Source organism: Eubacterium sp. SB2, from assembly GCF_001244405.1.
Classification (GTDB): Bacteria; Bacillota; Clostridia; order Lachnospirales; family Lachnospiraceae; genus Faecalicatena; species Faecalicatena contortus_B.
In genome coordinates this window covers 487,672-510,761 of the sequence record NZ_LN865152.1, presented here as the reverse complement: position 1 = coordinate 510,761, position 23,090 = coordinate 487,672, and the positions used below count along the sequence as shown (strand labels likewise).

The 23,090-nt window shown below is 46.6% G+C and carries 21 protein-coding genes and 1 other annotated feature; of the genes, 19 read left to right on the top strand and 2 right to left on the bottom strand.

Features of this window, described 5'->3' with window-relative positions; translation table 11 throughout:
• The first annotated feature begins 4 nt into the window (after positions 1-4).
• The 11 genes from BN1938_RS09780 (at position 5) to BN1938_RS09730 (ending at position 12,883) form a co-directional block, all read left to right on the top strand.
• Entirely contained in the window at positions 5-898 is an 894-nt protein-coding gene (locus tag BN1938_RS09780; RefSeq protein ID WP_050640405.1) for an ROK family protein, read from the top strand.
• A gap of 448 nt (positions 899-1,346) precedes the next feature.
• Positions 1,347-2,078: a glucosamine-6-phosphate deaminase gene (gene nagB / locus BN1938_RS09775; protein WP_050640404.1), complete on the top strand. Its 732-nt coding sequence runs from the start codon at positions 1,347-1,349 to the stop codon at positions 2,076-2,078.
• Between the two features lie 91 nt (positions 2,079-2,169).
• A complete protein-coding gene (nagA, locus tag BN1938_RS09770; RefSeq protein WP_050640403.1) occupies positions 2,170-3,288 on the top strand; it encodes an N-acetylglucosamine-6-phosphate deacetylase in 1,119 nt (372 codons plus the stop codon).
• Positions 3,285-4,325, top strand: a complete 1,041-nt coding sequence (locus BN1938_RS09765; protein WP_050640402.1) for a hypothetical protein — start codon at positions 3,285-3,287, stop codon at positions 4,323-4,325. Before nagA ends, BN1938_RS09765 begins: the two co-directional genes overlap by 4 nt.
• Positions 4,326-4,696: 371 nt before the next feature.
• Positions 4,697-5,533 (top strand): BglG family transcription antiterminator LicT, encoded by an 837-nt coding sequence (gene licT, locus BN1938_RS09760; protein WP_050640401.1) that lies wholly within the window; start codon positions 4,697-4,699, stop codon positions 5,531-5,533.
• 14 nt (positions 5,534-5,547) lie between these two features.
• Positions 5,548-6,033, top strand: a complete 486-nt coding sequence (locus BN1938_RS09755) for a PTS sugar transporter subunit IIA (RefSeq protein ID WP_050640400.1) — start codon at positions 5,548-5,550, stop codon at positions 6,031-6,033.
• Between the two features lie 92 nt (positions 6,034-6,125).
• Positions 6,126-7,565, top strand: a complete 1,440-nt coding sequence (gene nagE / locus BN1938_RS09750) for an N-acetylglucosamine-specific PTS transporter subunit IIBC (protein WP_050640399.1) — start codon at positions 6,126-6,128, stop codon at positions 7,563-7,565.
• A gap of 951 nt (positions 7,566-8,516) precedes the next feature.
• Entirely contained in the window at positions 8,517-9,284 is a 768-nt protein-coding gene (locus tag BN1938_RS09745; RefSeq protein ID WP_050640398.1) for an acyl-CoA dehydratase activase, read from the top strand.
• 18 nt (positions 9,285-9,302) lie between these two features.
• Complete coding sequence (locus BN1938_RS09740) at positions 9,303-10,451, top strand: double-cubane-cluster-containing anaerobic reductase (protein WP_050640397.1); 1,149 nt, start codon at positions 9,303-9,305, stop codon at positions 10,449-10,451.
• Positions 10,452-10,670: 219 nt separating this feature from the next.
• Positions 10,671-10,994, top strand: a binding site (T-box leader).
• A gap of 105 nt (positions 10,995-11,099) precedes the next feature.
• Entirely contained in the window at positions 11,100-12,323 is a 1,224-nt protein-coding gene (tyrS, locus tag BN1938_RS09735) for a tyrosine--tRNA ligase (protein WP_050640396.1), read from the top strand.
• A gap of 50 nt (positions 12,324-12,373) precedes the next feature.
• On the top strand, positions 12,374-12,883 hold the full coding sequence (locus BN1938_RS09730; protein WP_050640861.1) for a flavin reductase family protein: 510 nt from the start codon (positions 12,374-12,376) through the stop codon (positions 12,881-12,883).
• 131 nt (positions 12,884-13,014) lie between these two features.
• Here BN1938_RS09730 and BN1938_RS09725 read toward each other — a convergent pair whose 3' ends face one another.
• Complete coding sequence (locus tag BN1938_RS09725; RefSeq protein WP_050640395.1) at positions 13,015-14,325, bottom strand: alpha-amylase family glycosyl hydrolase; 1,311 nt, start codon at positions 14,323-14,325, stop codon at positions 13,015-13,017.
• Between the two features lie 262 nt (positions 14,326-14,587).
• Between BN1938_RS09725 and rplM the strand changes: the two genes are divergently transcribed.
• Together rplM and rpsI are read left to right on the top strand one after the other, a co-directional pair.
• Entirely contained in the window at positions 14,588-15,016 is a 429-nt protein-coding gene (gene rplM / locus BN1938_RS09720; RefSeq protein ID WP_025656162.1) for a 50S ribosomal protein L13, read from the top strand.
• A 26-nt stretch (positions 15,017-15,042) separates the two neighbouring features.
• Complete coding sequence (gene rpsI / locus BN1938_RS09715) at positions 15,043-15,435, top strand: 30S ribosomal protein S9 (RefSeq protein ID WP_025656163.1); 393 nt, start codon at positions 15,043-15,045, stop codon at positions 15,433-15,435.
• Between the two features lie 371 nt (positions 15,436-15,806).
• Here rpsI and BN1938_RS09710 read toward each other — a convergent pair whose 3' ends face one another.
• Complete coding sequence (locus BN1938_RS09710) at positions 15,807-16,067, bottom strand: hypothetical protein (RefSeq protein WP_050640394.1); 261 nt, start codon at positions 16,065-16,067, stop codon at positions 15,807-15,809.
• 160 nt (positions 16,068-16,227) lie between these two features.
• Here BN1938_RS09710 and BN1938_RS09705 point away from each other — a divergent pair, with 160 nt between their 5' ends.
• The 6 genes from BN1938_RS09705 (at position 16,228) to BN1938_RS09680 (ending at position 23,084) form a co-directional block, all read left to right on the top strand.
• Positions 16,228-17,217 carry an AraC family transcriptional regulator gene (locus BN1938_RS09705; RefSeq protein ID WP_050640393.1) on the top strand — a complete coding sequence of 330 codons (990 nt, stop codon included), beginning with the start codon at positions 16,228-16,230 and terminating at the stop codon, positions 17,215-17,217.
• Positions 17,218-17,474: 257 nt separating this feature from the next.
• Positions 17,475-17,972 (top strand): CarD family transcriptional regulator, encoded by a 498-nt coding sequence (locus tag BN1938_RS09700; RefSeq protein WP_050640392.1) that lies wholly within the window; start codon positions 17,475-17,477, stop codon positions 17,970-17,972.
• 259 nt (positions 17,973-18,231) lie between these two features.
• Positions 18,232-18,633 (top strand): GntR family transcriptional regulator, encoded by a 402-nt coding sequence (locus tag BN1938_RS09695; protein ID WP_050640391.1) that lies wholly within the window; start codon positions 18,232-18,234, stop codon positions 18,631-18,633.
• A gap of 21 nt (positions 18,634-18,654) precedes the next feature.
• Positions 18,655-20,055, top strand: a complete 1,401-nt coding sequence (locus BN1938_RS09690) for a hypothetical protein (protein WP_050640390.1) — start codon at positions 18,655-18,657, stop codon at positions 20,053-20,055.
• A gap of 917 nt (positions 20,056-20,972) precedes the next feature.
• The gene (locus tag BN1938_RS09685; protein ID WP_050640389.1) at positions 20,973-22,289 is read left to right on the top strand and encodes a hemolysin family protein; all 1,317 of its coding nucleotides are present in this window, start codon (positions 20,973-20,975) and stop codon (positions 22,287-22,289) included.
• A gap of 81 nt (positions 22,290-22,370) precedes the next feature.
• Entirely contained in the window at positions 22,371-23,084 is a 714-nt protein-coding gene (locus BN1938_RS09680; RefSeq protein WP_050640388.1) for an IMP cyclohydrolase, read from the top strand.
• The last annotated feature ends 6 nt before the right edge of the window (positions 23,085-23,090 follow it).

The following is a 23,090-nucleotide window of genomic DNA, read 5'->3' as shown; positions in this document are numbered from 1 at the left end:
GAGCATGAGATACTACATAAGCATTGATATAGGCGGTACATCTATCAAATATGGTCTGCTGGATGAAGAAGGCAGAATATTGGAAAAGAGCAGCATGGATACGGAAGCTCACCGGGGCGCGGCTGCAATATTGGAGAAGGCGGGGCAGATCATCGATCTGTACCGGGAGAAACAGGAGATATCCGGTATCTGCATTTCCACGGCAGGTATGGTGGACTGTGAAAAAGGAGAGATCTTCTATTCGGGAGAACTCATTCCCCACTATACGGGAACACAGTTTAAAAAGGTGCTCGAAGAAACATACGGCATCCCCTGTGAGGTTGAGAACGATGTGAACTGTGCGGGCCTTGCGGAGTACAAGAACGGAGCGGCTTCCGGCAGCCGGGTGGCAGTCTGCCTGACGCTGGGAACAGGCATCGGCGGCTGTATTCTGATTGACGGGAAGGTCTTCCATGGGTTTAGCAGCAGTGCCTGCGAGATTGGATATATGAATATGTACGGCAGCGACTTCCAGACGCTGGGAGCCAGCAGTATACTGAGTAAAAATGTAGCGGAGAAAAAACAGGAGGATCCGAAAGCCTGGCCGGGAATCCGGATTTTTGAAGAGGCCGGGCGCGGGGATGCGGCCTGTATAGCCGCAATTGAACAGATGGCAGAGATTCTCGGGGAAGGGATAGCCAATATCTGTTATGTAATCAATCCCGAGGTGGTGGTTCTGGGCGGCGGCATTGCGGCCCAGGAAGCATATCTGAAACCATTGGTTACGGATCAGCTCCGGAGGTTTTTGAAACCGGTTATCTTTGAAAAAACCAGGCTGGAATTCGCAAAACAGCGCAATGACGCTGGGATGCTGGGCGCGTTTTATCACTTTCAAATGCGGAGGCTGGAATGCAGTTAAACCTGTCAGGGCGGCCGAGATTTTGCCTTATGGCGGCAGAATATTTTGGTAAAGGTTTTATCACAGTGATACCGTTATACTGTCAAAAAGTTCACGATAATCTGCTTGACAACCGGTCAGCAGTTTGTTAGTATAAGGGTAATCTAAAAGACTGGGTTGTTACTCAAAGAAGGCAAAACCAGATTTTCCGAGGATAAGGGCTACCTTTATACTCTGAAAGTCTGGTTTTTTCATATATGCAGGAAAGTGCCCAGCACTTTTCTATGATATGAAAAGCCCTCCCGGCGGGATGCGCACTGCGGCGTAAGCGGCAGATACCGCTATGCGGCCGCCGGGGGCGTGTGTTTCGAAATCGAAACTCTAATTTTTGAGTTCCTGCTTGTGCAGAAAGCAGGCAGCGGTATATAATAGAACCGGAATCAAATAAGTGATAGTGGAGGAAAAAACTATGAGAATTATCGAAGCAAAAGACTATGCGGATATGAGCAGAAAGGCAGCAGGTATCATTGCCGCACAGGTTGTTCTGAAGCCGGAATGCGTACTGGGGCTGGCAACAGGATCTACACCGATCGGCGCATATGACCGTCTGGTGGAGATGTACGAGGCAGGAGACCTGGATTTTTCAGGAGTATCCACGGCGAACCTGGATGAATATAAAGGACTTGACAGAGAAAATGACCAGAGCTATTACTATTTCATGCATAAACATCTGTTTGACCGTATCAATATTGATCCGGCGCGCACCAATGTACCAAACGGCATGGAACCGGACTCCGGCAAAGAATGCAGAAGATATGAAGAACTGATTGCATCATTGGGCGGGGTGGATTTACAGCTTCTGGGCCTTGGACACAATGGGCATATCGGGTTCAATGAACCGGCGGAAGTGTTTGACAAAGAGACCCACTGTGTGGATCTGACAGAAAGCACAATCGAAGCAAATAAACGTTTCTTCGCATCTGCGGATGATGTGCCGAGACAGGCGTATACTATGGGTATCGGGACCATAATGCGCGCAAGAAAGATTCTGGTAGTAGCAAGCGGAGAGGATAAGGCGGAGATTGTTGCCAAGGCATTCTACGGCGATGTAACACCGGCAGTTCCGGCATCCATTCTGCAGATGCATCCCGATGTTACGGTTGTTGCAGACGCAGCAGCATTATCTAAGATCCCAAGATAGCTTACAATGCCGGCAGCAGGCCGGCGCTGCAGACACAGTACCTGGAAGTACAGCGGCCGGGCATTGCGGGCGGGGAAGAAAGAAGGTTAATATGATTATTAAAAATGTTCATGTTTTCGGAGAAGATCAGACATTTACTCCGGGCGAGGTCGTGATAAACGGTGATAAGTTCGCTGCTCCTGGAGAAGGCGGAAGTGAAGTGATCGACGGAGAGGGCTGTTTTGCCATCCCGGGACTCGTGGATATTCATTTTCACGGCTGTGTGGGAGACGACTTCTGCGATGCAAGTCTGGATGCAATAAAGCATATGGCTGAATATGAGGCGTCCATCGGTGTCACTTCAATCTGTCCTGCGACAATGACCCTGGCCGAGGAAGAGCTTCATAAGATCATGAAGACAGCGGCCTCTTACGAAGGCGGAAGCGGTGCGAAGCTGGTAGGCATTAACATGGAAGGGCCGTTTATTAGCGAGAAGAAAAAAGGGGCCCAGGCAGCAGAATATATCCGTAACTGCGATAAGGCATTGTTTGATCAGCTTCAGAAAGAGTCCGGCGGGCTGATTAAGCTGATAGACATTGCGCCGGAGAATGACGGGGCAATGGAGTTTATAGAGAAAGTAAAGGATGAAGTGGTAGTATCGATTGCGCATACCACAGCGGATTACGATACTGCGTCCGAGGCTTTGGAAAAGGGTGCAAGCCATATTACACATCTCTACAATGCGATGCCGCCACTCAGCCACCGTGATCCGGGAGTTATTGGCGCGGCCAGGGATGATGCGGACTGCCATGTGGAACTGATCTGTGACGGAGTTCATATCCATCCTTCTGTAGTGCGCGCCACATTTGCCATGTTCGGCGCGGAGCGGGTCATTCTGATCAGTGACAGTATGCGGGCAACAGGGCTGACGGATGGAGAGTACACACTGGGCGGCCAGGATGTGTATGTAAAAGGACCGAAAGCAACCCTTGCAGACGGTACAATAGCAGGTTCGGCCACGGATCTGATGGGCTGCCTGAAAGTGGCAGTGCAGCAGATGGAGATTCCGTTGGAGGATGCGGTTGCATGTGCAACCATGAATCCGGCAAAAGAAATCGGCATCTATGATACATGCGGCAGTATTACACCAGGAAAAGCGGCGGATTTAGTTCTTTTAGATCAGGATCTGAATGTAAGAGCTGTTTATGTAAATGGGAGAAAACAGGCATGAATTTTATCCGAAAGCATCAGAAGGCGGTCTTTATTGCCGGGTTAGCGATTATATTTCTTGTGATTCTGGCTTACTGGCAGCGGCAGGTTACACTTTCTAATGCCACGGCGACAAAGCTGAAGGATGAGCCGCGTAATAGCGGTGAAGTGGTATCCACGTTCTACTATGACCAGCTGACGGCAAAAGAAGCGGCAGTATATGATCTGATGAGAGAAAAGCTCGACTGTATGGAGGGCGGAGTGGTGACATTTCCGGAGGCTATGAGCGGGCTGGAATACTTGCGGGTAACGACGGCGCTGGAAGATGAAGGATACAATTATTTTTACGGCTTCTATGACATTCCTATGACGGAAGACGACATCTATGTGAAATATAAAGAATCCGACCTGACGACAGTGAAAGACAAGGTGATTCGTAAAGCCATTCTGTTCTTATCCTGTGCAGAGGGGATTAACCGGGCAGGCGAATACGGGGAAGACGGAAAGGTGCAGAATCTGGCGGCGGTTCAGGAAGGCCTGTCGGTGAACTCGGAGGAAAAGGTCTCGGAGATCGTACAGACGCAGAATGAAACAGAGGAGATTCTGGACAGCATTATGAAAGGGGTTCCGGCAGATTATGGGGAGAAAAAGACGGTGGATTATTTTTTGTCCTGGCTGGATGAGAATATATCCTTTGCGTCAGGTATAGAGGAGGAAGCATCCTCTGTCTCTTCGATGGAGGAAGTGTTTGACGGTGTATACATTTATAACAGCCTCTCTGCAGTTACCAGGAATAAAGCGACTTCGCTGGGTTACGCAAAGATCTTGTCCGAATTATGCGGCAGGGCCGGAATGGAATCACATGTTGTGCTTGGGATGTGGAATAAAAGCCGGAGTATCCAGCAGAGTTATGTATTCTGTGCAGTAGATATGAACGGGCAGACAATCTATGTGGATGCCAGCGGGGCAAAAGGCTCCGACCTGGGAGACCAAAAGTATCTGACGCAGCAGGAAGCCATGAATCATATGAAATTTGTGGAATACTTCACATACGATTGATTTGGTAGATTTGCACGAAAATATTAAAAAAATATAAACATTATAACCAAATTATAAATTACTTCACTGCGAACGGTTGACAACTGTGAATAATTTTGTTATAGTTTACACATCAAATGAATAGTAATGGATTGTTACTGTTTGGCAGGCAAAACCAGATTTTATAAGCGGATCAAAAGATCACGTTTATAGGGTTTGGTTTTTTTGTTTTGTAAAGTCCGCCGTATCTGCTCCAAACATTTACAATGCAGACTAGTTTTCCAAGGGATTTCTTCCAGAAATGTCTTATGAGAACCTAATAGTAATCTGAAAAAACTGGCAACAATAAACAGGTAAGCAGAAAATTTGTTAAAAAGGAATGCAGGGCTATTATGGTAATTGAAAAGGTTATAAATAATAACATAGTTTCCGCCTATGATGATACGGGAAAAGAAGTTGTCATTATGGGCCGCGGCATAGGTTTTGGCACAAAGCCCGGGCGGGAGGTGGCGGAGCAGAAGATTGAAAAAATCTTCCGCATCAAGAGCCAGAGTTTAGCGGATCAGTTCAAGGAGCTGCTTGCAAATATGCCTCTGGAACATGCGCAGATATCGAACGACATTATCTCTCATGCGAAGAAGCACCTCAAATTAAAGCTGAACCAGAGCATATACGTGACACTGACAGACCATATCAATTTTGCAATTGAACGGTTTACGCAGGGGATCAAACCTGAAAATGCGCTTCTCTGGGAGATTAAAAGATTTTACCAGCAGGAGTACCAGCTGGGGAAATATGCGGTGGATATGATCTGGGAGAGACTTCATATTGCACTGCCGGATGACGAGGCCGGTTTCATAGCGCTTCATTTTGTAAATGCAGAGTACGGAACGGACATCAGGGACGCCCTGAACTTTCCTAATCTGATGAAAGACATACTCGATATTGTCAAGAGTGAACTGGATATGGAATTTGATGAAGACTCGCTCCACTATGAAAGATTTGTCACTCACGTGAAGTTCCTTCTACAGAGGGTATATCGAAAAGAATTGCTCCCCAATGAGGAAAGCGAGCTGGCGGAGATGATGATGACCAAATATCCAAGAGAATATGCGTGCAGCAGAAAAGTTGCAGATTATATAGAAGATGCAACAAACAGTAAGATATCCGGAGAAGAAATCATGTATCTGGCCATCCATATCCGGAGAGTCACGATGGCAGAAGAATAAAAGGAGGAAGAAAGATGTTTCATTTTTTAAAGAAAAAAGATTCTAAGCATATGTTGGGAGCCCCTGCAGCGGGCAGGGCTGTATCGATTAAAGAGGTAAATGATCCTACATTCGCCGAGGAGATTCTCGGTAAAGGTGTTGCAGTGATTCCCTCAGAGGGTAAAATTTATGCACCGGCCGATGGTGAAATCGGAATGGTATTCGACACACTTCATGCTGTCAGCCTGACAACAGAGTATGGCGCAGAGGTTCTGATCCATGTAGGCCTCGATACGGTGAAGATGAAGGGAGAAGGTTTTGAGGGTCATGTGAAAGCCGGTGACAAAGTGAAAAAAGGCGACCTTCTTCTGACGGTGGATCTGGAGAAAGTAAAAGCAGCCGGATACGATATCATAACTCCGATGCTGATCTGCAACACCGGAGACTATGCATCTGTGGAGGCAATGGCTGGCAAACAGGTAGCAGCAGGCGACGACGTTCTTTCTGTGGAAGAAAAATAAGCCGCATAGCGGGGCGTATTTTATCCGGCAGAGCGCCGGTTTAAAATAAAAGGGATTATATCAATCAAAGGGATTCAAGAAGGAGGAAAAACATGAAGTATTTACAAAGACTAGGCAAATCCTTGATGCTTCCGGTTGCATGTCTTCCGGTAGCGGCTATTCTGATGGGAATTGGTTATTGGATTGACCCGTCAGGCTGGGGAGCCAACAACATTGTCGCAGCATTCTTGCTGAAAGCTGGGGGAGCTTTGATCGACAATATGGCGATTCTGTTTGCAATCGGTGTTGCTGTTGGTATGTCTGATGACAACGACGGTACGGCCGGCCTTGCAGGTCTTGTTTCATGGCTGATGGTTACAACGCTGTTATCCACATCCGTTGTTGCAATGTTTAAAGGTGTGGAAGAGGCAGTTGTTCCTGCTGCATTTGGAAAGACACAGACACAGTTTATCGGTATTCTCTGCGGTCTGATTGGTGCGGCATGCTACAACAAATTTAAGTCAACCAAATTACCGGATGCGCTGTCATTCTTCAGCGGCAAGAGGTGTGTTGCGATTGTAACGGCAGGCGCTTCTCTCGTAGCAACTATCATTCTGTACTTTGTATGGCCGGTAATTTATGGAGCACTCGTAGCATTTGGCGAGGCTATCATGAGCACAGGTGCAATCGGAGCAGGTATTTACGGCTTCTTCAACAGACTGCTGATTCCGTTCGGCCTGCACCACGCGCTGAACTCCGTATTCTGGTTTGACGTTGCAGGCATCAATGACATCGGCAAGTTCTGGGGCACAATGGAAGGCGGTGTCTTAGGGCAGACAGGTATGTATATGTCAGGTTTCTTCCCGGTAATGATGTTCGGTCTTCCGGCAGCTGCACTGGCTATGTACCACACAGCAAAAGAAAACAAGAAGAAAGTTGCGGCAGGTCTGTTAATGGCAGCGGCATTATCTTCCTTCTTCACAGGTGTTACCGAGCCTCTGGAATTCGCATTCATGTTCCTTGCACCGGCACTTTACGCAATCCACGCCCTGTTAACAGGTATTTCTATGGCAATTGTAGCCCTGCTGCCGGTACGTGCAGGCTTCAACTTCAGCGCAGGCTTCGTAGACTGGTTCCTGAGCTTTAAAGCTCCATTCGCAGAGAACCCGCTGTACCTGATCCCGATCGGACTCGTTGTAGCTGTTGTTTACTACATTGTATTCAGAATCGTCATTGTGAAGTTCAACCTGAAAACACCGGGACGTGAGGACGACGATATAGATGAAGCAAAAGTACAGCTTTCCAATGATAACTTCACAGAAATTGCGAAAATCATTCTGGAAGGCGTAGGCGGCAAGGAAAACGTTACATCCGTTGACAACTGTATCACAAGACTTCGTCTTGAAATCAAAGATTACACAGCAGTAAACGAAAAGAAGATCAAATCAGCAGGTGTGGCAGGCGTAATCAGGCCAAGCAAAAATGCTGTTCAGGTCATCATAGGAACAAAAGTACAATTCGTAGCCGACGAATTCAAGAAACTCTGTCAGTAGGTTTTGGTGACGGTGGGTATTGGATGGTATGGGGACGCTGCGCGGAATTGAAATATGCCTGTTCCGGATGCGGAATTAGGGCATAAGTGCCGCTAATCAAAATCGGAGCCGGCATGCTGAACACCGCCGACACTTGCGAGAATTCTGATGAATTCTCACTTCGGGTCGGCTTGCCGCCAGGCCTTGTAGGCCTGGAGGCAGTTCACATGCCGGCTCCGATTTTGATGAAGCGGCACTAATGCCCTAAAGGAGCATCCGGAACAGGTATATTTCAATTCCGCGCAGCTGGCTCATCCAGCCGGAAATAAGACCATCGTCTCCCGGAAGGGAACCTGGACGGGGGCAGTGGATCGAATTGAATTGATTATAGTGAATGACTTAAGCACGTTCTTTGGAACAGAGCTGGTAGTGGTGGGTATAATATAAGCTTAATCTGCGTGCTGGGGGCTATTCGCGTAATCAATTCAATTCGATCCACTGCCCCCGTCCTAAGTTCCCCCGTAAGGGGGAATATATCTACCGCCTTGATGCGTCAGCCTGACTGGGGAGGGGATTGTGCGGCGGCGGGGGAGCCTGCAGTGCGATTTCTGAGAGCATAGAGTGCGTCTTAGAAACACTTAATAAAAACCATGCCGGATTTGAGGATAAAATGCTGCTTTCCAAAGCAGCATTTTACCCGGCCTGAGCCGCGCAATCATCAAGATTGCGGGGTGAATGCCGGGGAATCCTCAAATCCGGCATGGTTTTTATTTAGTGTTTCTTGACAAACGGAAAGCTGCCAGAAATCGCACTGCAGGCTCCCCCGCCGCCGCACAATCCCCTCCCCAGTCAGGCGTCCCCCCTTCATCGCCCTCATCAATAAATCCCCCCATACATACGAAAAAGCGATATGACTTTTATGGAAGGACATGATAGCATTAGTAGGAGAGTATGAAGACAGGAGTTTTTAGGATGAATTATGTTGGAATTGATATTGGGTCCACCGCATCCAAGGTGGTGGTGCGGGGGGAGAAGGAGCAGCAGTTTGTGATGCCCACCGGATGGAGCGGACGGGAGACGGCGGGGGTGATTCAGGCCCGCCTGAGAGAAGAGGGGATTGATGTGGGCGCTGCCGATACGGTGACCGCAGCAACGGGGTATGGGCGGATTTCTGTGGATTTTGCGGATTATGTGATCACGGAGATTACCTGCCACGGCCGGGGCGGGCGCGTGCTGGCCGGAGATGAATGTACGGTGATTGATGTGGGCGGACAGGATACAAAAGTGATCCGGATTCAAAATGGAGCCGTGACAGATTTTCTTATGAATGATAAATGCTCGGCAGGAACGGGCAAGTTTCTGGAGATTATGGCTAACCGGCTGGGGATAGCGCTGGATGAATTGTTTGAATTAGCTGCCCAGGGGACGGCTCTGCCTATCAGCTCTCTCTGTACGGTGTTTGCGGAGTCGGAGGTAATCAGCTATATTGGGGCGGGAAAAGCCCGGGAGGATATTGCGGCCGGCGTTGTTGATTCTGTAGCCGGGAAAGTTGCACAGCTTGCGCAGCGGCAGAACCTTTCGGGGAAAGTGATTCTGACGGGTGGGCTGAGCCACAGTGAGTATTTTGCTTCCCGGCTTACTAAAAAACTGGGAATAACCGTGGAGCCGACGAAACAGGGGCGGTATGCGGGGGCGCTGGGTGCATCGTATCTGGCGGAAGAAAAGGCAGAGAGAGCGTAGTTTAAGGAGGAGTATAGCATGGAATTAATCAAAAATTTACCGGACGTATTTGTGGAATTTGCGGAACAGCGGCAGAAATCTTTTCTGGGCATTAAAGAGCTGAAGGAAAAGGGGATACCTGTGGTTGGGGTTTACTGTACCTATTTTCCTCAGGAGATCGCCATGGCTATGGGGGCGGCGGTTGTAGGGCTTTGTTCCACATCTGACGAGACCATTTCCGAGGCGGAAAAAGATCTGCCGAAAAATCTGTGTCCGCTGATCAAGTCCAGTTATGGATTTGCAAAGACCGACAAATGTCCGTTTTTCTATTTTTCAGATGTGGTTGTGGGTGAGACTACCTGTGACGGTAAGAAAAAGATGTATGAGTATATGTCGGAAATTAAACCGGTCTATCTGATGGAACTTCCAAACCGCCAGTCAGAAGACGGGCTCAGGCTGTGGAAGAATGAAATCATCCGCGTGAAGGAATATCTGGAGGAAAAATTTGAAGTTAAAATAACGGATGAAAAGCTGAGGGAAGCAACGCGGGTGATGAACGAGGTCAGAAGATCCATAAAGGGGCTGTACAGTGTGATGGCAAATGATCCGGCGCCCATCAGCGGGCAGGATCTGTTTCATGTTATGTATGGCAGTACCTTTAAGTTTGATAAAAAAGCAATCCCGGGAGAAGTGGATGCGCTGACGGAAAAGATCAAAAGAGAATATGGGGAAGGCAGGAATGTAGGAAGGAAGCCGAGACTTCTTGTTACAGGCTGCCCGATCGGCGGCGCCACAGAGAAGGTGATCAGCTCCATCGAAGAAAATGGAGGCGTGGTGGTTTCTTTTGAAAACTGTGCAGGAGCAAAGTCATTTGACCGGCTGGTAGATGAAGAAGCCGAGGATATCTATGAGGCGCTTGCCAGAAGATATCTGGATATCGGATGTTCCGTTATGACTCCGAATCCAAACCGTCTGGAACTTTTGGGACGGCTTATGGAAGAGTTTAAAGTAGACGGCGTGGTTGAAGTGATCCTGCAGGCCTGTCATACATACAGCGTGGAATCCATGGGGATACGCAAATTTGTAAACGGAAAGGGAAAGCCTTATATCAGTGTGGAGACAGATTATTCTATGGCTGACCTTGGACAGCTCAATACAAGGCTGGCGGCATTTATTGAAATGCTTTAAGTGTGTGCCCTTCGGAGGCTGGCAGCGATCCCTTCATTTTGCTGAGTGCATCCAATCGGAAGATAAGGTCGTCAACCAGGGGAGCTTCATGATGAGGACGGCGTATGGATTCGCTTGGCGGTACGAAAAAGAGAAAATGATATCTTATTTCACGCCCTCCAAACTCAAATTTTCGCCTTGACAAATTCAGAAGAATAAGATAAGATTGCAACAGATATGAAAAAAGCGATGAAGAGAACAAGTAATAACTGATTCGGAGAAAACAGAAAGCTGCCGGCTGATGAGAGGCGCGCGACACGATTGGTTATGAATACATCTCGGAGCTTCACACCAAAAGCATTGGAGTTATCCGCTGCATAGCGGGCGGATATGCAAGTAGGCTGTGACGGGGTGGTGCACGTTATTGCACTGAGTAATTATGCACAATATGCAGGTCGGATCAAGCGGACTCTAGGTGTGCAGGATATACTCACTGAGGCAGGGGATGCGAATCGTCTGCGAATAAAGGTGGTACCACGAGTTTTATGAGCCCTCGTCCTTTTGGATGGAGGGCTCTTTTTGCGTGAAATGCGGAGCGCACAAGAATGCATCTGATTCTTCGCCCGCACGCTTATTATAAGAACAGCGAAAGAAAGGATGAATGTAAAAATGACACTGTATGAAGAATTACAGGCCAGAGGGCTGATTGCCCAGGTAACGGATGAAAAACTGATTTCTGAATTAATTAATAATGGGAAGGCTACATTTTATATCGGATTCGATCCCACGGCAGACAGCCTCCATGTAGGACATTTCATGGCGCTCTGCCTGATGAAACGCCTGCAGATGGCGGGAAATAAGCCCATTGCTCTGATCGGGGGCGGTACGGGGATGATCGGTGACCCATCCGGAAGATCCGATATGCGCCAGATGATGACGCCGGAAATAATTCAGCACAATTGTGACTGCTTCAAAAAACAGATGAGTAATTTCATCGATTTTTCTGAAGGAAAAGCAATGATGGTAAATAATGCTGACTGGCTTCTGGACTTGAATTATATCGAAGTTCTGCGGGAAGTCGGGTCTCATTTCAGCGTAAACCGGATGCTTGCTGCGGAGTGCTATAAGCAGAGAATGGAGAAGGGGCTGACCTTCCTGGAATTCAACTATATGATTATGCAGGCATATGATTTTTACGCTTTATACCAGAAATACGGCTGCAATCTGCAGTTTGGCGGGGATGACCAGTGGGGAAATATGCTTGCGGGAACAGAACTCATCCGCAGAAAACTTGGAAAAGATGCAAGCGCCATGACCATTACCCTGCTTTTGAACTCAGAGGGAAAGAAAATGGGGAAAACCCAGTCGGGCGCCGTATGGCTCGATCCAAACAAGACCTCTCCGTTCGAGTTCTACCAGTACTGGAGAAACATTGCGGACGCCGATGTATTGAAGTGCATCCGTATGCTTACGTTTCTGCCTCTGGAACAAATTGACGCAATGGATTCGTGGGAAGGCAGTCAGCTAAACAAAGCAAAAGAAATACTGGCGTACGAACTGACGCAGATGATACACGGCAAAGAGGAGGCGGACAAGGCGCAGGAAAGTGCAAGAGCCCTCTTCAGCCAGGGAAATGCGGCGGAAATGCCGACGGCAGAACTGACGGCAGAGGATCTGACAGAGAATGCTGCCGATATTCTCACCCTGCTTTTGAAGAGCGGCCTTGTTTCCTCCAAATCAGAGGCGAGACGCGCGGTAGAACAGGGCGGGGTCGCTGTGGACGGAGAAAAAGTCACAGACATCCATGCGTCATTTACAGCAGATGCATTGTCCGGAGAAGGTGTAATACTGAAAAAGGGTAAAAAGAACTTCCGTAAAGTGGTATTAAAATAAGCAGAACCCGAGTAAAAATAATATAATACAAATACAGGAGGTAATCGATGATGGGATTTAAAGAAGTATCTGCAGAAGAATTGCAGTTTAATCCATTTACAAAGATTGGGAAAGAGTGGATGCTCGTAACCGCCGGGGATGAAGAGAAACACAACACCATGACTGCCAGCTGGGGCGGTATGGGAATTATGTGGGGAAAAAACGTAGTGAGCGTCTACATCCGCCCGCAGCGTTACACAAAAGAATTTGTGGATGCCAATGAGCTGTTTACGCTGTCCTTCTACGACGAATCATACAGAAAAGCATTGAACATCTGCGGCAGCAAGTCCGGAAAAGACTGTGACAAAGAAGCAGAGGCAGGGCTGACGCCTTACTATACGGACGGAACAACCGCATTCGAGGAAGCAAATATGATACTCGTCTGCAAAAAACAATATCATCAGGATATGTCATCAGAACATTTTGATGAGAAAGAAAATGATTCAAGATGCTACCCGGGGAAAGACTATCACACCATGTACATGGCGGAAATCCTTAAAGTGCTTGTGAAGGAAGCATAATGTGAGGGGGGATGGGGACGCTTCCCTGATTTCGTAAAGCTGGCGCATCTGCCCGGGATATTATGCTCCTCCGGGGGAGGAGCACAAAGACGGGGGCGGTGGATCGGGGATAGATGCACCGCGCCCCTCCTCTACTCAATCCTTAAATACTGCACACTATAAGGTTTCATATCAAGTCTTCCGTTTAGTGTTCCTTCTTTTCCTGTTATGACATCGGTATAATCTCCCTGCAGTTCTCCGTTTTCTGCGGTGAAGTCGGAAGCAGAGGCGTTGATTGCTGCCAGGATTTTTTCTTTTTCTGATTTCCGCTCAAAGATCAGCTGATGGTTTGTGATGACTACGTTATGGTATCCGCCGTTACAGAGGGCATCGCTTTCTCTGCGGAGTTCGATCAGGGTGCGGATAAAATCGGTTAGTTTGTTCGGCTTCGGCTCTTCGAATGAAGGGCGCAGAGCGTAATCATTGTCCGGGGCCTTTATCCCCTCCTCTCCCCATTCGCTTCCATAATATAGGCATGGGATGCCTGGCATGCCGAACAGGATGCCATAGGCGGGGATAATATGCTCTTTATTCGTTAAAATACTGGCAATTCGGGTGACATCGTGATTATCTACGAAGTTCATCAAATGCTTGCCCCTGTATATGCACCACTGTTCCGGGCCGTACTGGCGGTTGAGCGAATGGGCGATTTCAAAGAGATTCATGCTGTTAAAGCTGGAATAGATGCCCTTGTAGCATTCATAATTGGTACAGCTGTGCAGCATTTCGTCATTGACGATCAGGTTATAGTCGCCAAAGAGCACTTCTCCAATCAGGGCAAATCCAGGTTTGCGCTCTTCACAGAATGTGCGGAGACGTCTCATAAAGTTGTGGTCCAAGCTGTATGCAACATCGAGGCGCAGTCCGTCAATGCCGAATTCTTCAATCCAGAATCGGACACAATCCAGCAGGTAATCTGTGACTGCCGGGTTTTGCAGATTCAGCTTTACCAGCTCGAAATGGCCTTCCCAGCCCTCATACCAAAAGCCATCGTTATAACCGCTGTTGCCGTCAAAATTAATGAGAAACCAGTCCTTGTACGGAGATTCCCATTTCTTTTCCTGTACATCCTGAAATGCCCAAAAACCGCGGCCCACATGGTTGAATACCCCATCCAGCATGATTTTGACATCATGGGAGTGAAGCGTTTCACATACGTATTTAAAATCTTCATTCGTGCCGAGACGGCAGTCTACTTTTTTAAAATCCCGGGTATCATATCCGTGATTATCAGATTCAAATATGGGATTCAGAATAATAGATCCGATCCCAAGCTCCTGGAGATATCCTCCCCACTCTGCAATCTTACGTATACGGGGTACTGTGATACCGTCATTATGGACGGGGGCGTCACAAAATCCAATCGGATATATCTGATAGAAAGTTTCATTATAAGCCCACATAAATTCCACCTGCTTTCTAAAATTTTATTATGTTTGTATAATAAGTATACTATTTTAGTATATCATAAATCCGGGTAAAAATAATGCATTTTAATAGTACATAAAATAAAAAAAATGTTGACAACGTGGTGTTAACATACTATAATAGAACAGCATGAAAAAAGGAGAAACAGCATACACCAAAGCCCCGGAGTGCGCTGATTTCATATAAAAGATTAAGCAAGTTAAGTTATATGATATGATTATGATAGGAGGAACACCCATGAAGACTTATATGGCTAACCCAGACAAGATTGAAAGAAAATGGTATGTGGTTGACGCTGAAGGATGTACTTTAGGACGCCTTGCATCTGAGATTGCAAAAGTTTTAAGAGGTAAGAACAAACCAGAATTCACACCACATGTTGATACAGGCGACTACGTAGTAGTTGTAAATGCAGAGAAGGTAAAGGTAACAGGTAAGAAGTTACAGCAGAAGATATATTATAACCACTCTGAATATGTAGGCGGCATGAGAGAGACTACACTGGCAGAGATGATGGACAAGAAGCCGGAGCAGGTCATTGAACTGGCTGTAAAAGGAATGCTTCCAAAAGGACCTTTAGGGAGAACGATGATGAACAAACTTCATGTATACGCTGGCCCAGAGCACAAACAGCAGGCTCAGAAACCAGAAGTATTAACATTTTAAGGAAAGGTTGAAAGGAGGACATTACAGTGGCTAACGCAAAATATTACGGAACAGGAAGAAGAAAAAAATCTATCGCAAGAGTATATCTTGTACCTGGAACAGGTAAGATCACTATAAATAAAAGAGACATTGACGATTATTTAGGACTGGAGACTTTGAAGGTCGTTGTTCGCCAGCCGCTTGTAGCAACATCAACAAGCGACAAATTCGATGTACTGGTTAACGTACATGGAGGCGGATATACAGGACAGGCAGGAGCAATCCGTCATGGTATTTCAAGAGCACTTCTTGAAGCAGATCCGGACTACAGACCGATTCTGAAGTCAGCTGGTTACCTGACACGTGATCCACGTATGAAAGAACGTAAGAAATACGGTCTCAAAGCAGCTCGTAGAGCACCACAGTTCAGTAAGAGATAAGCATACGTTTCTGAACGTACAATTTCAAAAAGATTTTACAACTCCTCAGGGCTTCGGTCTTGGGGAGTTTTTTAGTGATTAAGTCGTAGATATACTTATATATTTGGCAGAAAAGGTGTATATTATATATAAGAATTGCGGTGGACGTCTTCGGACTACACCTAAAGGAACCTGATGCGTTGGGTTCCTTTTCATTTTATTTTGAGGTGTGGTAAGGAGTAATGAGAAGCCCTGCTATTGTAACATGTTTGTAATACCACGTTCTAATAACTCAGTAAATATAGGCAGCCGCAGTTCAGCAAACAATAAAAATTGCATATTTTATCGCATGGAAAACCCACGAACATTATGTTTGTGGGTTTTTGAAATGATTATGCAATTTTTTTATCGTGGCAGACAAGGCCGCAATCTTCTAAATATTTTTCCATGCTTTCCAGCACCTGCCCCTCACAGCCCTGAACCGTCAGTACAAATGTTCCGTCGCTGCAGCGGTCAAACAGAGAGAGAACGTCGTCTGGCTGGACATTTACACAGTCTGTTGCAACAATTCCTGTAAAAGAAAAATTTCCCAGCATATACAGATAGTCTTTTAACTTTTGCACAGTATCTAAATGAATCACATATGTTTTCATACCCGCCACCTCCTTGGTTTCATTGCTTATACCAATATTATATGGTAAAATGAGTCATCAGAACAGGGAGTAATTACACGTCAATGTGTGATTTTCTCACATTTTAATTGGGGCGAAAGTATGACACAGGCGCAGTATAAAGTTCACGGAGGAGGTGCATATGCGGCAGAATAAAATGGCGGAGTCCCTGGCTGTTGTAAAAAACCGCCGGGGAGAACCGCAGAGAGAGCATAAAGTGATTCTTCCGCAGGAGCTGCTTAAGCACAACTATAACGAGCTGGAGGAACATTATTTTATTCACGATATTCAAAAACTTGCATCCGGATTTCCCGAACGGGAGAATATTTACATATTGGGACATGAGGTGACAGAAGATTTTCCGCTGCATAATCATGATTTTTTTGAATTGTGCTATGTATGCCAGGGGGAGCTGCTGAATGAAATTGATGGCGTAGAGCTTTACATGTCCCAGGGAGATATTGTACTGTTGAACAAATATGCGCTTCAGGCAATCCATTGTGTAAATCCGGAGACGCTTATCGTAAATGTCTGTATTAAGGATAAACTTTTTGGACGGACACTGCGGGAGTTTGTGATGGATAGAAATCCAATCTCGGAATTTTTGAGATATGATAATCCGGGCAAAGAAAAATATATGTTTTTTTCTACCGGATACAGCAAAAATATTCCGATATTCATGAACAATATGGTCGAGGAGTACACACAGGCGGGATTTCATCAGACTTTTGCATTGGAAGCATGGCTTCTTTTGCTTCTGGACAGTCTTGTGAAGCGCGGCCGGTACAGTTACTATGGCATGGACAGGAAGGCGAGGAAAGTGGTTCAGTATGTACGGGAACACTGTATGCAGCAGACCCTGGAGGAAATGGCAGCGGGACTGGGATACAATGCCAATTATCTCACCGGATATATAAAAAAGCACACCGGCAGAAACTGCCGTGATATTATGAAGGAGGTCAGGCTGAATGAGGCCATGCACCTTCTGGCCGATACCGGGCTTACCGTCTATCAGGTATCTGAGGCCTGCGGCTATTCAAGCCCCAGTCATTTTTTCAGGATATTTAAAGAATCTGTGCAGATGACCCCGAAAGAATACCGGAAACAGATACAGGCAGGAGAAGGTCGGTGAGGAGCTATATATCTGACGATTCATGGCCCGGACTGTGCAGAATACACAAAGATCTGTAGGGAATTTTTGAAACAAATTCATGAAATTTATCGGATAGAAGCAAAAAGCCTTACAAAAAGCGGTAAAATATGATATAATCAAAATATAGAAGCTGAGAACAGGCCGTTACAGATGATGTACCGGCCTTTCTTAAATCCTAATTAATATAGTCAGAGTGTACCTGCAGTAGATTTGGAAAGAAAGAGGAAGCGTAAAGAATGAATCCGGGTGAAGTAGTAGTTTATAAGTGCAAAGGGATGTTTAAGGTAGAAGATGTAGGAACTTTGAATTTTAGCTTTGTGGACCGCAGAAAAAGGTATTATACCCTGCAGTCTTTGGAGGATTCAAGAGAGCGGGCATATGTGCCCACAGAGGATAAGGAAAATATCAGGAAACCAGTGAGCAGAGACGAGGCGATCGAGCTGATCCAAAAATTGGATGAGATTGATGTGCTCTGGATCCAGAATGAAAAGCTGAGGGAGCGGGAATACAAAGACTGTATCTCCGGCAATAGACCAAAAGATTGGGTAAAAGTACTGAAGACACTCCATAAAAGAACGATCAGCAGAGGCAGCATAACCAGTATTGATAAGAAATACCAGCAGCTGATTGAGCATGCCCTGTACAGCGAACTGGGGTATGCGCTTGGGATACCGCAAAATAAAGTGGAACACTATATACAAGAGACAAAGAGTTATGCACAGGAAGATGAGTGATTGTATTAAAGGGGCGTCTGCCTGAAAAAAGAGGAGATGCCGCCGGGAAAGCCGGGATAGGTTCGGAATGTATAGAACCTATCCCGGCTTTTTGGCGCCATCCCGCCATTATTTCTGGCAGGCGCGGTGTAAAAGTTATTTGGAGCAAATACGAATACGATTGAAGAAAAACAGGGTTGACTTATGTATTATTTGTATTATAATGAGTAATACAAATAAAGATGTGTAACATAAAAATAATTTTCGGGGAGGTGATGTGGTGATTCTAAAACTGGATATGTCCGGAGATATTCCTATATATGTGCAGCTGCGCAATCAAATTGTACTGGGCATTGGAAGAGGGGCGTTAAGGGTTGGGGAGAAGCTTCCAACTGTGCGGCAGCTTGCAGGAGACGCGGGAATAAATACGATGACGGTGAATAAAGCGTATCAGGTTCTAAAAGCAGAAGGGTTTATTGAGATTGACAGACGTCATGGGGCTGTGGTACGGCCGGTACAGGATGCGGACGGCGTATTCCATGAGAAGCTGGAAGAGGAATTGGAGCTGCTGACGGCGGAGGCAAAGTTGAAAGGGATGAACCAGCAGGAGTTTGTATCCCTCTGCGAAAAGATGTTTTCGGAGCTGCATTTGCAGGAATATGAAACGGCAACAGAGGGATAGAAGGTCTGAGAAGGAGGCTGCATGGCTGTTTTTCTAATATTTTTATTTACGGATATATTTATAACAGTAATATTTATGGCGGTTTATGGACACAGGAGAACATACAGTGAAGGAATGCTGCTGGGAGTCCATATACCATCCTATGCCGTGCATGAACGGGAAGTGGAAGCACTGATGGAGAAACACAGGCGCAGGACAAAGTGGTTTTATGCAGTGAACCTGCTATTGTCGGCAGCGGTTTGTTTTCTGAATTTTTGGTATCTCTCCATATTTATCCTTGCTTGGAGCGCTTGGCTGATTGAACTTACAGCGGGCGCCATGGGACTGCTTAATGCAGCCCACAGGCAGCTGTATGATCTTAAGATGGAACGGGGTTGGCAGGGTGCATCCGGCAGTAAGATTGTTGTGGTAGATACGAATGTTTCTGCAGAGAATGACAGACTTCCCTTCTCTATTTGGTGGACCCTTCCTGTTTTCGCGGCTGCAGGGGTTTTGGCTTTTATCCCGCATGTCAGGGAAACTCTTGCAAAAGCGCCGGAAATGTGGGGGATTACCGGAGCCGCCATTGTGTCAGCGCTGTTCTTTACCGGGATGCATTTGTGGGCAGTACGCAGAAGAAATGAAGTTTACAGCAGCAACACAAAGATCAATTTGAAAGTGAACCGGCTTGTCAAGAGAGTCTGGTCGGGTATCTGGATTATCAGTAATTATTTAAATCTGCTGTCTATCGGAACCGTGATTTATTCGGGAGTACGGCTGCGGACATTTACGCAGGCAAATATCTTATGGTACATAATAGTTCAGTGTATCATGGGAATCCTGATCCTGGCCGCATTTTTATACCTCAGATGGAAAAAGAAAGATATCATAAAGCAAGACCAGCAACCACTATATGTGGATGACGATATATACTGGAAAAATGGCTGGTATAATAATCCGAATGACCCAAGAGTATGGGTGCCGGATCGGTATTGTACTTCCAATTACACTACGAATATGGGCCGGACAGGAGGAAAGGTCTTTACTTTTGGGACTATAAGCTTTGTTCTGATTACCTTCATCGTAATACTGATGGTATTTCTGAAGATGGATTTCACCCCCAGATATCTGGTAGTCAACGGGGCGGATATCAGTGTCTCATCCCCTATGGCTCCTATTTCGTTTAAACGGGATGAGATAAAAGGGATAGAACTGCTGGATTCAATGCCTGATGGGGATTTTACAAGGACGAACGGCCTCGGAGACGAACGCCAGCTTGTTGGTAAATTCAGGGAGAAAAAGCAGGGAGAGTTCCGGCTGTATATTTACCGCGGCTATTCTCCGATTTTAAAAATAGAACTCCCCCAATATACGGTACTAATAAATAGCCAGGAAAAAAGCGAAACGGAACGTTGGTATTGGGAGTTGGTGAATGAGTTTTAGACTCGGGAGAGGATGAAGGGGGGCGCTTACCGTAAGCCGGGACGGTCTGTGAAAAACACCTGTCCTGTTGGAAATACAGGCCGCTGCGCCAAGCAGCAGTAAGGGGAAATTCGCAGAATCCGCCTGAACCGAACACATTCACCGCTTAATCTGATGATTAAGCGGCTCAGGTGTTCTTAAAAGCTGCTTCGGAAGCAGCTTTTATCAGGCGGTTTCTGCGGATTTCCCCTAACTGCTGCTAGGCTCGCTCGATGCATTTCCAACAGGACAGGTGTTTTTCACAGACCGTCCCGGCTCACGGTAAGCTAGGTTCATCCGATGGGGAGGAATAAACTCGCTCCCTGATAGGGATCACAGGCGGAGCAGCGTATGTGTCCGTCTGCCCAGACACATCCGCTACCCCGTTTGAATTCCCACCAAGGAAACAAGCTTTCCTGCCGATCGGATGAGCCAGCTTTATGACAGGGAGGCCGGGGAGGTACTGGGGCTGTATATGCCGTTGCGAAATGCTAGAGTGCGCATACTGCTCCTTGGACAAGCGCTGCCGGATAGGCGGGGAAAAACTTGATCACCAAATCAAGTTTTTGCTGAACCCAGCGCGGGAAATCATCAGATTTCCCGTGATGTGTTCAGCGTACCCGCCTATCCGGCAGCGGTTGTCCTAGGAGCAGTTGGCGCACGGGTGCATATCGCAACGGCATATACAGCCCCAGTACCTCCCCGGCCTCCCTGTCATAAAGCGTCCCCCCTCACCCACCTACAAGCTAAAGTAAGTTTCTATAAAAATTTCAGTATTGCCAAATAGTCTGCTTCATGCTATACTCCATCTAAAAACATTCTGCAAAGAGGGGAGCCCCTTTCCGGAATGTAAACGCCACAGGCGTAAAAAATTATTATTAGGAGGATTATTTTTTACTATGGACTCAGACCCTGACGGGAACACGATTTTATTTCAACTGTTACTCTTATTATTTTTCACGCTCATGAATGCTTTTTTTGCCGGCGCCGAGATGGCTGTGGTCTCTGTGAATAAGAACAGGATCAGGAGCCTTGCGGAGGAGGGGAATAAAAAGGCAGTCGTGATCCAAAGCCTCTTTGAGGATTCTACGAAGTTTCTTTCAACGATTCAGGTAGCGATAACATTTGCCGGATTTTATTCCAGTGCATCTGCGGCGGCGGGGATTGCGCCTACGCTTGCGGCATGGCTTGAGAACATGAATGTACCGTACAGTATGGCGATTGCCAGAAATGGCGTGACTCTGCTTTTGATGTTCTTTAACCTTGTGTTTGGTGAGCTTGTGCCCAAAAGGATTGCACTGCAGAAGGCGGAGGCGTTCTGTATGGTGACGGTTATGCCGGTCCACTATATTTCTAAGATACTTTCCCCGTTTATTAAGCTATTGTCTGTATCGACGAAAGCTGTCCTGCGGCTGCTCAGGCTGAAGACAGAGGATCAGGAAGAGGCTGTGACAGAAGAAGAAATCAAAGCCCTGCTGAAGATGGGAAATGAAAATGGTACTTTTGAGGATGAAGAGCGGGAGATGATTAATTCCGTATTTTCATTTGACGACAGGACGGCCCGGGAAGTTATGGTGCCGAGACGGGACGTGTATGTGCTGGATGTGGAGGAGCCCTTTGCGACTCTGGCAGATGAAATTCTGGAATCCAGACATTCCAGAATCCCTGTGTATGAGGGGAATATTGATAATATCATCGGAATTCTTCATATCAAGGACGTGATGATTGAAGTGTGCAAGAAGGGCTGGGACGGCCTGGATATCAGGAAAGTGGTTCGTAAGCCCTATTTCGTGCCTGACACAAAGGATGCGGATGAATTGTTCCGGGACCTTCAGAAGTCCAGAAAGCACATGGCTGTATTGGTAGACGAATACGGCGGTTTTTCGGGAATTGTTACGGTGGAAGACCTGGTTGAAGAGATTATGGGAGAAATCAGCGAGGAATATGAGGAAGTTGTCCAGGAGATTATTCTGCTGAATGAAAATGAATATATGCTGGACGGCGGGATTCTCATAGATGACCTGAACGAAGAGATGGGACTGAAGCTGGTTACGGAGAATTATGACACCCTGTCAGGATATCTGATTGAACAACTGGGGTATATTCCGGGCAAGGAGAGCAGGGAAACAATTGCGGCAGACCAGGTGGAATTTTCTATTGAGGAGATGAAGGGGAATCGGATCAGCAAAGTGCGCATGAGAAAAAACTCAGCTTAGTTATTGAACTTACGCGAGTTCGCAGGTATAATAAGTCTGTATACAGCGAAATAATCATGAAATTCAAAGGAGAGCCATCTTATGAAAATGTTATCAATCGAGCAGGAATTAAAGAATAACTCGTATCCCGGGAGAGGTATTATCATTGGGAAGAGTGAAGACGGCAAAAAAGCCGTGACTGCTTATTTCATTATGGGAAGAAGCGAGAACAGCCGCAACCGCATCTTTGTGGAAGATGGGGAAGGAATCAGGACACAGGCGTTCGACCCTTCCAAACTGACAGACCCGAGCCTTATTATTTATGCACCGGTTCGCGTACTGGGCAATAAAACGATCGTGACAAATGGGGATCAGACAGACACCATATATGAAGGCATGGACAGGCAGATGACATTTGAGCAGAGTCTGCGCTCAAGAGAATTTGAGCCGGATGGCCCTAACTATACACCCCGTATTTCCGGGATTATGCACCTGGAAAACGGCAGATATAACTATGCAATGTCTATCTTAAAGAGCAGCAATGGGAATCCGGAGAGCTGCAGCAGGTATACATTCGCTTATCAAAATCCTCTGGCGGGAGAGGGACATTTTATCCATACATACATGTGTGATGGAACCCCCCTGCCGAGTTTTGAGGGAGAGCCAAAGCTGATATCTGTTCCGGATGATATCGAACGCTTCACAGAGATTTTGTGGAACAGTCTGAATGAGGACAACAAGGTTTCTCTTTTTGTGCGTTATATAGATATCGAGAACGGAAAATACGAGACAAAGATTGTAAATAAGAATCAATAAGGAGCG